Annotated in this window: 13 protein-coding genes and 1 pseudogene; 8 read left to right on the top strand and 6 right to left on the bottom strand. The window is 56.4% G+C overall.

What is annotated here, in order from left to right:
- Nucleotides 1-204, bottom strand: a pseudogene (locus DyAD56_RS21030) (IS3 family transposase); the annotation flags it as partial.
- 162 nt (nt 205-366) lie between these two features.
- Here DyAD56_RS21030 and DyAD56_RS21025 point away from each other — a divergent pair.
- A complete protein-coding gene (locus DyAD56_RS21025; RefSeq protein WP_102304768.1) occupies nt 367-531 on the top strand; it encodes a DUF1328 domain-containing protein in 165 nt (54 codons plus the stop codon).
- A 130-nt stretch (nt 532-661) separates the two neighbouring features.
- The gene (locus DyAD56_RS21020; RefSeq protein ID WP_233202787.1) at nt 662-2,203 is read left to right on the top strand and encodes a phospholipase D family protein; all 1,542 of its coding nucleotides are present in this window, start codon (nt 662-664) and stop codon (nt 2,201-2,203) included.
- 41 nt (nt 2,204-2,244) lie between these two features.
- Here DyAD56_RS21020 and DyAD56_RS21015 read toward each other — a convergent pair whose 3' ends face one another.
- Nucleotides 2,245-2,961 (bottom strand): Crp/Fnr family transcriptional regulator, encoded by a 717-nt coding sequence (locus DyAD56_RS21015; protein WP_102304766.1) that lies wholly within the window; start codon nt 2,959-2,961, stop codon nt 2,245-2,247.
- A 211-nt stretch (nt 2,962-3,172) separates the two neighbouring features.
- Here DyAD56_RS21015 and DyAD56_RS21010 point away from each other — a divergent pair, with 211 nt between their 5' ends.
- On the top strand, nt 3,173-3,346 hold the full coding sequence (locus DyAD56_RS21010) for a CsbD family protein (protein WP_102304765.1): 174 nt from the start codon (nt 3,173-3,175) through the stop codon (nt 3,344-3,346).
- Nucleotides 3,347-3,965: 619 nt separating this feature from the next.
- On the opposite strand, the gene DyAD56_RS21000 is transcribed toward DyAD56_RS21010, so the two are convergent.
- Together DyAD56_RS21000 and DyAD56_RS20990 are read right to left on the bottom strand one after the other, a co-directional pair.
- Nucleotides 3,966-4,187, bottom strand: a complete 222-nt coding sequence (locus DyAD56_RS21000) for a TonB-dependent receptor (RefSeq protein ID WP_102304763.1) — start codon at nt 4,185-4,187, stop codon at nt 3,966-3,968.
- Nucleotides 4,188-4,939: 752 nt separating this feature from the next.
- A complete protein-coding gene (locus tag DyAD56_RS20990) occupies nt 4,940-5,197 on the bottom strand; it encodes a hypothetical protein (RefSeq protein ID WP_102304761.1) in 258 nt (85 codons plus the stop codon).
- A gap of 401 nt (nt 5,198-5,598) precedes the next feature.
- Here DyAD56_RS20990 and DyAD56_RS20985 point away from each other — a divergent pair, with 401 nt between their 5' ends.
- From DyAD56_RS20985 to DyAD56_RS20980, 4 genes are all read left to right on the top strand, one after another.
- Nucleotides 5,599-6,219, top strand: a complete 621-nt coding sequence (locus DyAD56_RS20985; protein ID WP_233202786.1) for a zeta toxin family protein — start codon at nt 5,599-5,601, stop codon at nt 6,217-6,219.
- Nucleotides 6,219-6,395: a hypothetical protein gene (locus tag DyAD56_RS24145; protein ID WP_199179073.1), complete on the top strand. Its 177-nt coding sequence runs from the start codon at nt 6,219-6,221 to the stop codon at nt 6,393-6,395. Before DyAD56_RS20985 ends, DyAD56_RS24145 begins: the two co-directional genes overlap by 1 nt.
- A gap of 99 nt (nt 6,396-6,494) precedes the next feature.
- On the top strand, nt 6,495-7,028 hold the full coding sequence (locus DyAD56_RS24010; RefSeq protein ID WP_158241418.1) for a hypothetical protein: 534 nt from the start codon (nt 6,495-6,497) through the stop codon (nt 7,026-7,028).
- A 55-nt stretch (nt 7,029-7,083) separates the two neighbouring features.
- Nucleotides 7,084-7,878 carry an abortive infection family protein gene (locus tag DyAD56_RS20980; RefSeq protein ID WP_158241417.1) on the top strand — a complete coding sequence of 265 codons (795 nt, stop codon included), beginning with the start codon at nt 7,084-7,086 and terminating at the stop codon, nt 7,876-7,878.
- Between the two features lie 702 nt (nt 7,879-8,580).
- Here the strand turns inward: DyAD56_RS20980 and DyAD56_RS20970 are convergent.
- Entirely contained in the window at nt 8,581-9,372 is a 792-nt protein-coding gene (locus DyAD56_RS20970) for a hypothetical protein (RefSeq protein ID WP_102304757.1), read from the bottom strand.
- A gap of 249 nt (nt 9,373-9,621) precedes the next feature.
- Nucleotides 9,622-9,927, bottom strand: a complete 306-nt coding sequence (locus DyAD56_RS20960; RefSeq protein ID WP_102304755.1) for a hypothetical protein — start codon at nt 9,925-9,927, stop codon at nt 9,622-9,624.
- Between the two features lie 58 nt (nt 9,928-9,985).
- Here DyAD56_RS20960 and DyAD56_RS24390 point away from each other — a divergent pair, with 58 nt between their 5' ends.
- Nucleotides 9,986-10,408, top strand: coding sequence for an SOS response-associated peptidase family protein (locus DyAD56_RS24390; protein ID WP_255409234.1), 423 nt, complete (start codon nt 9,986-9,988; stop codon nt 10,406-10,408).
- Nucleotides 10,409-11,138: the final 730 nt, after the last annotated feature.

Genomic DNA, 11,138 nt, shown 5'->3' with positions numbered 1-11,138 from the left:
CTCGCTGCTGGTCACGCCAGGACGTACGCCGGTATCGACCTCTTCACGCTTGATCCATTCCAGCAACGTCTGCGGCACGCAGCCAATCTTCGGGGCAATCGATTCGACCGCCGCCCACAGCGACGGATACTCTCCGCGATGCTCTTGCACCATGCGCACAGCGCGCTCACGGATCTCAGGTGAGAACTTGTTTGACTTCTTCATGGCTCCATCTTCTCAAGAGTTGGAGCCTCCACCAATCCCGGGGCGATTCACCACCATGGCCCGATCGGGGGTACCTTTGATCAGCCTCCCGGTCAACACAAAGGCAGCTCCCGGTGTTTGCCGCCGCGATGATGCCGCTTGATCACTTTAGGGAGTGTCATCATGTTGTACTACGCGCTCATCTTTCTCGTTATCGCATTAGTTGCTGGGTTTCTTGGTTTCGCAGGTATCGCCGGCGCAACCTATGGCATGGCTAAGATCTTGTTCTTCGTATTCCTTGTTCTATGCGTGGTGTCGTTCCTCATGGGTAGACGGAATCGCACCTGAAGGCTAGCGTGATCGGCTTCGATGGGAACCCAGCCTTTGATGTGAACGCATGTCCATAAACCTCTGGCCTTGCTTTGTCCCAGGCGTGCTATGCACGAGGTGGACTGGTTGTTCTCTAGCAGTGCTTGCGATGGGCGTTGCGCTGACGGATTGTTCGTCTTTGAGTAAAGACTTCATCAAACAGCCCACCAGCGCATTGCCAGCGATATCCGACACTCCTTCGGCGCGCTATATCGGCGTGGAATTAGCTCAGCATCCTGGTCAATCAGGTTTCCGGCTCCTCACCAAGAGTTCCAATGCTTTGATGAGCCGCATTGCCATCATCGATCAAGCTAGGCATTCGATCGATATGCAGTACTACATTTTCAAGAACGATGCGACAGGACGACTGGTAGCGCAGCATGTCCTGGCAGCTGCTGATCGTGGTGTTCGCGTCCGCATGCTTCTTGATGCCATGGATTTGACGAACGAGGACCGAATGCTTGGTGCATTGGACGCACACCCAAGCATCCAGGTGAGGCTGTTCAATCCTTTTCGTACCCGTGCACCGTCCACACCTTCAAAGATCAGACAGTTCATCGTGGAAGGTCGCCGGCTTAACCGACGGATGCACAACAAGTCCCTCGTCGTGGACGGCACGGTCGCCATCATTGGTGGGCGAAACATTGGCAATGACTACTTTGATGCGAGCGACGAAACCAACTTTCGTGATGTCGACCTCATTGCGATCGGGCCGGTAGTACAGCAGGCATCGCATTCGTTCGACGCCTACTGGAACTGCGATGCAGCCTATCCGGTGAGGGCGTTCCGAGAAGCGCATGATACGCAAGATGACTTGGCGAAGCTGAGGGTTGCCCTCGCTAGGGACGCTAGGTCATTCGCGCGGTCTGACTATGCCGAAGCGGTCTCGGAGGCTTTCCCCGAAGGACCCACATCCGACCGGCGTGGCGATTGGTTCTGGGGGGGCGCCGAACTGGTTTCCGATAGCCCGGACAAGATCAACATGCATGGGGACATGCCGACATTCCGTATTGGCCCGAAGCTAAAAGCAATGATCGCGGGTGCGCGCGAGGAGGTGCTGCTGATATCGCCCTATTTTGTGCCAGGCAGAGATGGCTCGCAGTTTCTTGTCGGTATTGCCGAGCGCGGCATTCGGGTAAAGGTGCTTACCAATTCTCTCGCGTCGAACGATGAGCCTGCCGCGTACTCTGGTTATGCCCGTTATCGTACTCGGTTACTGGAGGGCGGGGTGGCGCTTTACGAATTACGCCCGAATCAGGGCGTGGCGCAACGGATAACAGCACGCGGACAATCGTCCGGCATAAGTCTTCATGCAAAGGCCATGGTAGTGGATGGCGAGCACGTGTTCATCGGCTCCCTCAACATGGATCAGCGCTCCAAGCTGCTTAATACCGAAATGGGGCTCATCGTCGACTCTGTCCCTCTGGCGAGCGCCGTCGAACAGTTCTTCGATATGGCCACCCTCCCGGAAAACGCATTTCACGTCGTTCTTCGCCAAGTGCCGGAAGGAGTTGGTTACCCCTGGCAGATGCGGTGGCTCTATAGTGACAAAGGTGTTGGACTTGATGCAGACAGCGAGCCAGGCGCGACCAGGGGGCGTCGAGTCGAGGTACTTGTGCTGCAGATGCTCCCCTTGGATAGCATGCTTTGAGGTTTAGAGAGGGGCATCGATAGTCCCGCTGGAGCGAATAATCAGGTCGTGGATGATGGCAGCAGGCGGTCATACTCTTTCTTGACCACGGCGTAGCATTCGCAGGTCCGCTTCTCGAGCCCAGCGCGATCCAGCACGGTGATATGTCCTCGCTGGTAGCGAATCAATCCTGCCTGCTGCAGGTTACCAGCTGCCTCAGTAACACCTTCGCGGCGGACCCCTAGCATGTTGGCGATTAGCTCCTGTGTCATCACCAATTCCTTGGAGTGCAAGCGATCGAGGCTCAGTAGCAGCCAGCGGCACAGCTGCTGATCCAACGAGTGGTGGCGATTGCACACCGCTGTCTGTGACATTTGAGTGATCAGGGCCTGGGTATATCGCAGCAGCAGATGAAGTGCGGGGCCTGCGCGGTTGAACTCCTGCAGCATAAGGTCTGCCTTCAATCGAAACCCTTGGCCGGCGCTTTGCACCAGTGCCCGGCTTGGCGTGGACTCGCCGCCCATAAACAGTGAGATGCCGACGATGCCCTCGTTACCGACCACGGCGATCTCGGCCGAGGCACCGTCCTCCATCACATAGAGCAATGAGACGATTGAAGTCGTCGGAAAATACACATGGCTCAGTCGGCTACCGGACTCGTAGAGCACTTTGCCGAGTGGCATATCGACGGACTCAAGGTGTGGCGCCCATCGAGCCCACTCGGCCCCTGGTAATGCCGCAAGCAGCTGGTTCTGTCGCGGGTCGGGAGCAGCAGTCATACCTGTCCTCGTTGCGCTCTTTCACAGATTTTAGCACCGAAATGCTCCGTTTCGTGGAAGATTAGGTGTGGCGTGGCAAGCCTCGTAAGCGGGTCAGGTTTGGGTGGCGACGCTATCTCCTCGAGTGTTCGCCGGCGTACAGAGCGAGTATTGGCCAGGGTGTAGTTTGCCTATCGTCAGTGATGTCGCAATCCGGCGACAGGAGTTCATCATGGACAAGAATCGAATCCAGGGCACCAAGCACGAGGTCAAGGGCGCACTGAAAGAAGTTGCTGGCAAGATGACCGGGAATCACGTGAAAGAGGCGGCCGGCCGCCTCGAGAAGGACGCTGGAAAGCTTCAGAGGGACGTAGGCAAGGTGCGTGACGAGCATAAAAAGCACTGACTAACGCGTGAAGGTCGGGAAGTATTTGCCTCGCATCTCCGCTCCCGGCGTAGGCAAGTGCACCAAAGCCTCCGACATAGAAGCCGGAGCCTTCCTGTATAGACACTATGGAAGGTCTCCGGTGCACGACCTTGTTCATGCTGGCATAGCAATGCGCTGTAGTTACCAGTGAGGCGGTGTCTCCTCCGACACCCCATGGCGAGTAGCAAACAGTGAGTAGCAGTTAGCTTCGTTCCGACAAGAAAGCCTGAATCGAATGGTTCTTGAGCTACCGTTGTTTGCGCCACACATTCAGAAGGCACCGCATGAGCCGAACGCGAGAGCAATTGACAAATGAGTTCAAAGCTTTAGATCTGGAGCTGCTCGCGCTTGAGGCCAGCGGTGAGCAAGAGGAAGTGTTATGGCTAGCGTTCGAGCGCCTAGCCCAAATGCCGAATCACGCCGTTAGTTCACGGGATCGATTGTGGTGGTGGGGACAACTCTACGCAATTATGGACCGGCATGCGCCGAGGTGTTTGCGCGCCCCTATCTAGCCCGCGACTATCTGAGGTCCCGCCGACGGCTCCGCGCTCGACCGGCATCGAATCAAAAGATTTGCCTCTGTGCGCGGCCGCGTTACTTATCGTGCCTGGACCCAAACAAGCTCAATGTCGTCTTGTACGGCCTCATTGACCTCCCCTGTAGTGGCGCCATTGAGTTCGTTGATGCGACCATGCCGCATGCCGAAGAAGACTCCGCTGCGGCGAAAAATGGCAGTCCACCTGACACGATCCGAGTTTGCATACTCGTAATCACCTTCATACGTGAAGCCGTTGGTAGTTTTGCCCGAAATGCTGGTCATGATGATTGCCCCTGGGGTGACTTGGTGCCTTCGTTTCTGTTCGTGATGGCCTGAACAGTTTTAGGGTTTGAGCAACTGAATGCCTTGGCCTATCGCCGCTCCAAGCGCTCGTGTTGGAGTACCGTCGTCGTCCATGCGAACTCCGTTCACTTCTTGCTGATCTCTTTCTGACACGCGCGAATCGCCCACAGGGCTATTCGCAGCTCTTGCCCTTGTTGATGCGGCGGGTACGTCGTGGTCGGGAAACCGGTGGTAGCGATCCTTGTTGCATGCCGCATCCGGAGCAGGGCAGAAGTGCGGCCTGTGCGGATAGAAATAGAGCGTGTTCATCTGATTGGTGGTGCACATGGCATTGCCTCGAGTATCTACCCGTATCCCTCAGGTCATGATCAGGCGCGACCCTGTGGCCCTGACCCGTTTGGAGAGAGCTCAGTGGACATTCGAGTCTGTCCATGGCGGGAAGGTGAAGAAGTGACCTCACTTCAAGTAACTAGCTCAGTGGGCACTCGAAGGTCCGAGAAGATAATCGCTTCTTGCAGCGTCCGGGCAATGTCGGCGCACCTTTTCGCATCCCCGGACACGATGTGCGCCGGGTATCCGTTCGCCCATAGCGCAGCTGTCCATTGCAGCCCGTTGCTTCTCCTAATCATATCCACACGGGCCTCGAAAGGCTCGCCACGTGTGTCTTTCACTGTTAGAAGCATGGAGTACATAGCGCCCACCTCCCGCTGTTGGCGAATGTCATGCGCCGCCTACACGTTAGGCGCGCAGAAACGAATATCGCGACCGGCGCTAACGTCGTCCATCTTGCGCATACCTGCGCGCGTGATCCGCACGTAGTAATCGATGATTCCCGCAACCGAGGCGCCGTCGAAACTCAATGCAGGCTCAAGAAGATTTCTAGCCACCAGTCTGCGCGCGTTGACCATGGGCACTACCTTCAGCTGGCCCCAACCAAGCCAGAAGAGGTGATTGATATCGTCTTGTTCAAGCACATCGCGAATGCGCATGGCACCTCCTCGGAATTAGAGAAAGCCATGGTGCGCCTTGGATCGTTCGACATCTGTACGTTGCGCAACATAGTCGTGGGTAGAGCTACATAGGCCGCCGATGGACAATAGGGGCTATCTTCGCCTGCACCACCAGTTCGCAATCACTGGTATGAAGATCACGATGAACACAACGACTAGCAACGCGACTCTAGGCCGCATCCCCCAGCCAGATCACGATTGCAATGTCGTTCGTCGTCTTTGTTTCCTACAGTGGCGGCTCCTACAGCGCCGACTCGGCGCGGTACAGCCGATCCAACAGCCCATCCAGCAGGTTGCCTAGATCGCTCAGGCAGATCCTTCCGCCTCAGGCCGCCTGGCGGCCAGTCGAGCGGTTACAGACCCGGCGTGGGCGAAGGGGCGTGTCAGCTCCAGACCCAGTCTCGATCTTCATGGCGGGCTCACCCGGCGCCGGCAAGACTGAGGCATCGATTGAGCTCATCGACGCAGTCGGTCCCACCATCCGGATCGATCCGGACGAGCTCCGGTCCGAGTTCCCAATGTACGCCGGCGGCAATGCCCATCTCTTTCAAGGTGCGGTCTCAATTGTCGTGGACAGAATGCTCGATCTTGTTTTCGACCAGGACCAGAGCTTTCTGCTCGACGGAACGCTTACAAACGAGCCCAAGGCTTGTTACAACATCGACCGTTCGCTCAAACATAAGCGGGCCGTTCAGGTTCTATATGTCTACCAAGACCCCTGTCAGGCATGGCAGTTTGTTTGCGCACGCGAGGAAATGGAGGGGCGTCGCATTGACCTCGAAACCTTTGTGGGTCAGTATTTTGAGTCTCGTCGGGTCGTTAACTCTTTAAAGGCCAAGTACGGGGCCGATATCAAAGTGGACCTGTTGCTCAAGAACAACGTCGGGTCAAATCGGGCCTATCAAGCAAACGTGCAGAACATTGATCACTACGCACCTGAAGCGTACGATGAGAATCGCTTGAGGCTCGCCATATCAACCATGAAGTATGCGGGTGGCTAATGGGCATCTTCTCCACCAAGAAGGTTGAAAGAAGCGCGATGTCGGAATTTATCCGTAACGCGTCCTCTGCCGAAAAGAACAAGGTTTATCGTGAGGTCTTGGTCAAGGCGACCAAGCGCCAGGAAGATGTGATCAAGCGTGTCCCCGCGGGTCGACTAGTGAAGATCTGTGGTTGAACACTGTGCCTAGTTTGAAGAAAGCCCCGCTCACGGCGGGGTTTTTCTTTGGTGCTGTGCGTTCACTTGGCGAGAACTGGCTCGGACGTTGGAATAAGTATGGCCGCTGTCGATGATGAGTACGGTGATTCTTCGGATCCTCCGTTTAAGCGGATCTGCGCGCGTTACGGTTTGGCCATGTATTTCGTCCAGTTACTCGAACACGGCATCGTGAACGCCTTGGTATGGTTCGATCTCTACAAGAAAACGCGTGGTCGATGGACACCTGAAGAGTTTGATCGCTATTACGACAGCCGGTTTAGCGAGACCCTACGCGAATTATCAAAACGTCTCCAGAAGTTCGCCGAAGTCCCGGAGGATCTGAAAGCAAGACTCGATGAGGCAAACAGTCGCCGTCGATTTCTTGCGCATCACTTTTTCAGAGAAACGGCAGAGGCGATTGATCTCGATCAGGTCGAACAAGTTATTGAGCGACTGGAAGACGACCGTCGCTTCTTTCACGAAACCGATCGCATGCTGGAAGCTTTGCTGGAACCCATATTCGAGCGGGTTGGCTTCACGAAAGAGATCCGTGGAAGGGCAGAGGCGGACTATCGCCAAGAGCTTGAGATCAAACGGAATGTTCGCCGCTAGAACGCACAGTTTCACCGATCTAAGATTCAGCACTTTGAGCTTGAGCGGAAACGCCATGATTCGTCTCTATCAGGGATCCGGTTCCAGCGAGATCGTTCTCGGCGAGCCATGTTTGTCTCCGGACGCGTGGGCGCGTCTCAAGGCGACGGCCGTTCGTCTTTTGCGAGCGCGCAGCAGGAATATTGCGGCAGAGTTCCTCGAAACCACGCCATTTGAACTGCACGAGGGATCAAATTTTTTCAACGACGAGTTTTCGCTGCTCTATTACGCCGCGCCACTTGAGGCTTATGTCTTGCTCGGTGAGCGAGCTGCGAACGATGCCCTAGGCTCTGTGTGCCGAGGCATTGCGGAGACCATGATGGAGCTAAAGCAGCCTGTCCGATTTATCGCAGTTGATCTCCATGCTACGTCGTCGCCGCTGCCTGTATGCACACCTAGCCTGGCCATCACGTCGGATATCGTCGAACGCTCTCTGTCGGAGAGCGAAAAAGCCGTCGTAAGCAGCGGCGGCGTTGCTGGTGTCGATCGCGCCCATACCGCATTGCACGGTTATCTGCGGGCCGTGTGCCTGGAAGCAGGGCTCACCTTCGCAGAGGACGCCGACATCACGGCGCTCTTCAAACAAATTTGGCAGCAACATCCTGCAATGCAAGACCACGGCCCTAGAGGGGACGATGTGGCTCGGGTCGGAAAGGCTATGGCGGCCATGCTCGACGCGCTCAATCCGCTTCGTAACCGGGCAACGTTGGCCCACGCCAACGACGTCTTGCTCCCAAACGCTGAGGCCATGCTGGTGATCAACGGTATTCGAACCGTGCTCCATTATCTCAACGCCAAGCTATCGCCGTGACGTGACAACTTTCCCAATGGGGAGCCCATGTGAATGGTGCACACGAAATGCACACGAACGGGCTCTAGCCCTTACACACCAACGTTTCTGTTTGCCCCCCTTGGGCACCAACAGAAGTTTCAGCGAGTCTCATGAAACGCACTAAACCCCGCATTTTGCGGGGTTTTTTGTGCCTGTCGTTCTCAGGGTGTCTCAGCAGATCCCAGAATGTTGCGTATGCTCTTGTGTATGAATATGGATTTCATACACAAGATGGTCCCTGCTGATGCCTAAGCACGCGAAACCCCTCACGGAACTGGAAGTCCGTAACGCCAGAGCGAAGCAGGGGAGCTATACGCTCGCCGATGGCAAAGGTCTCTATCTGCAGATAAGTAAGGCTGGATTAAAGACATGGGTAGTCCGCTATCTGCTTCCCGGTAGAAAAACGGCGACGCCTGCCAGCATTGGCTATTACCCGGCGATGCCGCTCGCAGATGCGCGAGTGCGAGCCATCCGGATTCAACAGGACGCCTAAGGCGGGGAGAGCAACGCCGGGAGTCCGTAAGGCGCAGCAAATTGCTATTGCTTCCGATACCGCGGATGTTGAGTTGCGAATGCGGGTCGAGGCCGAGGCCGCGCGCTGCACGTTGAAGGCGACAGCTAGACAATGGTTTGTTAAAAACAAGCCTCGTTGGGCTGAGGAAAGGGCGCTGCAGGAGTTTCTCAGGAAGGAAAGGGAGTAGTGCTATTGGGCGTGGACGGTGCGTCGAAATTGACACCAACGACCTTGACGGCGGCGAAAAGGAGTCGCTGGTATCCGCCATCTGGGTTAGCTATCTCCATGGAGCCGTGGAGATAGCCTTGGTATGCAGGTGATGGTTGCAGGGCGGTCGTGACTCTACATACCTTCCCGAGGAATAGGTGTTCCTGCGGCTTGAACGCGTCAAATTCGCCTACTGCCGTAATCATGACCCACGAACCCGCAGGTACTGCTCCTGGTTGTCCGGTACGAATGCTGCCAGGGGCATAGGCTCCGGCAACTCCATAGCCGCCCGCAAGGTATGGGGGCTGCTCTTCGGGGACTCCTGTCGGACGCTCGGTGGCATCTTTCGGGGGCTGCGCTTTGTCACTTTCTTTGGACTCGACGCGCGCATCAGTTGCGGCCTTGTCGATAGGAGATTCCTCCCCGCCCGACGCGATTGCAGCCTCGATCGATGATGCAAGATTTGCTACGTTGTTGGCCTCGATCGCGAAAACGCCTTTGGGCGTTCTGAGCGCCAGAGTAGACAGCTCTGGTTTCAGAAGTAGCGCTACCGGCACGGCGCCAAAGACCAGCAGTGCGATATAGGCGAACCCAGCGGGCTCTTTTTGGAGAACGATACTTATCGCGATCAGCATTGCTATGCAGAACGAGATAAGTCCAGCGGCCTGAGTCGCCGTCATCCGCAGCTTGATGAGCATCGTGTCAAAGAGATTGTTTGACTTCGGCTTCTCGGCCGATTTGCCCTTGTCCATTTCATTGCCCCCGTCTTTCCGTGGGGAGCATAGTAAGCCAAGAGCAGCAAGTCATGGCAAAGTCCTCGATCACCTTCAAAAGGGGCGCCTCCGGTAATTCCGGTGGCTGCTCCCCTCGTATTGGCCCGAACGGCGAGACAGCCGCCGAGCTACGGGCAAAAGGCGCGGGCGATCTTATTGGAAACGCCGACGAAGTCGACGCAACGATAAGGGCGCTGCAAGCGATTCTGCACCGAGAGCGCCAATAAGCTATTGGCGGGTGTACTTGGACTCGCCGTCGGCCGTCAGCATGGACGCTTCTTCACTTGCATAGGCCTCCCGAAGGATCGTAAACGACGTGCCGAACTTGTAGGTGAAAAGGGCCGGCACTTCCAACTTCGGGTGCAAGTCAGTCGATAGGTCAGCCCAAGCCTGATGAATCCTCTGCCAAACCGACTTAGTAATCCGTTGTGTACCGAACCACAGATACAGACTATCCCAACGGGCATTCGCGGCGCCGTTGCAATACAGCGTGTCGATGAACTGCGCGAACTCGATTTCGTGATGGCGATGCATTGGAGCAACCTTGTGTAGTGACGTACAAAAATAATAAGGCGTTCTTAAATTAATAGCAATGGATAAATTCAGGGATGGCAAAGTTTTCCACAACCTTCAAAAAGGGCACCTCCGCTACCGCTGCCGATTGCCGGGCTGGAGGAAGGCCGACGAGTTGGAGAAGCCGGGCACGTACAACGCTCGCAAGGACAAGCTCCATACGGTGTGGAAGAAGTTGTTTGGGTTCAACCATGGCGTCATCGTTGCGAGGCGTTTCTATGAGAGCGTGTCACTCCATCGCCTGCAGCATCGTGAGCTAGTGCCAGGGGAGCGGGATATCCCGGTCGAGATCCGATTTCAGCCCGAACCAGCTCAGGAAATGTTCCTCGCCTGCCTTTGGCGCTACGTTGAGCCCACCGATGGGGAAGAGGGCTTCTATTCCTTCGCCGCCATCACTCGCGACCCACCGCCCGAGATTCAAGTCGCGGGGTACGACCGCTGAATCATTGCCCTGAAGCTCGAGAACATCGACGCATGGCTTGAACCTGATCCGGGACGCTTGTCAGCCATGCACGCGATTCTCGATGATCCCATCGACGCGTGCTATCAGCACGAGCTCGCAAAAACAGGGAGAGGCACGGATGCTTGACTGGATCCATGCGCTGGCCGTTGTCGTTCTTAGCGGCATTGGTTCGCTCGCCGGCGTCTCGCTGGCGAGCTATTTCAAGAAGAAGGGGGAAATCTCGCTACGCAGGAGGATATCAGCAAGCTCACCGAAATTACGGAGGGGTGAAGGACGAGTTCACCCGGGCGACCAGAGCCGCCGACCACGAGCGATCCCTTATTCTGGCGCGCATCAACGGCCTGGAAGGGCTACCGCAGCTCATCGGTGAGCGACGACTGCAGGCCCTCCAAGAAGCTTATGCACTGGCGCGAATTAATGGTCGCCCAGCCTGAGGAGCCCGGACCCTATCCACGTGCATGTCGTTGGTGGCTGGCCAACTCTCTATACCTAGATCCTGGCGCTCGAAAGGCTTTCGCTGGAGCGGTCAATGCCTGGATGGCCATTCGCACGTACACGCGCATGGACGAGCCAATGCTTGGCGACAAGACAGGCGTGATTAAGGGGCACCAGGATGCCTCCCAGAGAATGAAGGATGCAGGCGATGCGATCGTGAAAGCCGCAGGGATTCCCCCTCTCGCCGGGGGCGAGGGGCCCGAACGTAGGGAAC

Origin of the sequence: Dyella sp. AD56 (assembly GCF_002878475.1) — a bacterium.
Classification (GTDB): domain Bacteria; phylum Pseudomonadota; class Gammaproteobacteria; order Xanthomonadales; family Rhodanobacteraceae; genus Dyella.
Note: the sequence above shows the minus strand (reverse complement) of the source record. Positions and strands in the feature narration are given on the sequence as shown.

What these genes read in the sequence shown, in the direction of transcription:
- DyAD56_RS21025 (WP_102304768.1), top strand. Translation starts at nt 367, where the DNA reads ATGTTGTACTACGCGCTCATCTTTCTCGTTATCGCATTAGTTGCTGGG.
- DyAD56_RS21020 (WP_233202787.1), top strand. Translation starts at nt 662, where the DNA reads ATGGGCGTTGCGCTGACGGATTGTTCGTCTTTGAGTAAAGACTTCATC.
- DyAD56_RS21015 (WP_102304766.1), bottom strand. Translation starts at nt 2,961, where the DNA reads ATGACTGCTGCTCCCGACCCGCGACAGAACCAGCTGCTTGCGGCATTA.
- DyAD56_RS21010 (WP_102304765.1), top strand. Translation starts at nt 3,173, where the DNA reads ATGGACAAGAATCGAATCCAGGGCACCAAGCACGAGGTCAAGGGCGCA.
- DyAD56_RS21000 (WP_102304763.1), bottom strand. Translation starts at nt 4,187, where the DNA reads ATGACCAGCATTTCGGGCAAAACTACCAACGGCTTCACGTATGAAGGT.
- DyAD56_RS20990 (WP_102304761.1), bottom strand. Translation starts at nt 5,197, where the DNA reads ATGCGCATTCGCGATGTGCTTGAACAAGACGATATCAATCACCTCTTC.
- DyAD56_RS24145 (WP_199179073.1), top strand. Translation starts at nt 6,219, where the DNA reads ATGGGCATCTTCTCCACCAAGAAGGTTGAAAGAAGCGCGATGTCGGAA.
- DyAD56_RS24010 (WP_158241418.1), top strand. Translation starts at nt 6,495, where the DNA reads ATGGCCGCTGTCGATGATGAGTACGGTGATTCTTCGGATCCTCCGTTT.
- DyAD56_RS20980 (WP_158241417.1), top strand. Translation starts at nt 7,084, where the DNA reads ATGATTCGTCTCTATCAGGGATCCGGTTCCAGCGAGATCGTTCTCGGC.
- DyAD56_RS20970 (WP_102304757.1), bottom strand. Translation starts at nt 9,372, where the DNA reads ATGGACAAGGGCAAATCGGCCGAGAAGCCGAAGTCAAACAATCTCTTT.
- DyAD56_RS20960 (WP_102304755.1), bottom strand. Translation starts at nt 9,927, where the DNA reads ATGCATCGCCATCACGAAATCGAGTTCGCGCAGTTCATCGACACGCTG.
- DyAD56_RS24390 (WP_255409234.1), top strand. Translation starts at nt 9,986, where the DNA reads ATGGATAAATTCAGGGATGGCAAAGTTTTCCACAACCTTCAAAAAGGG.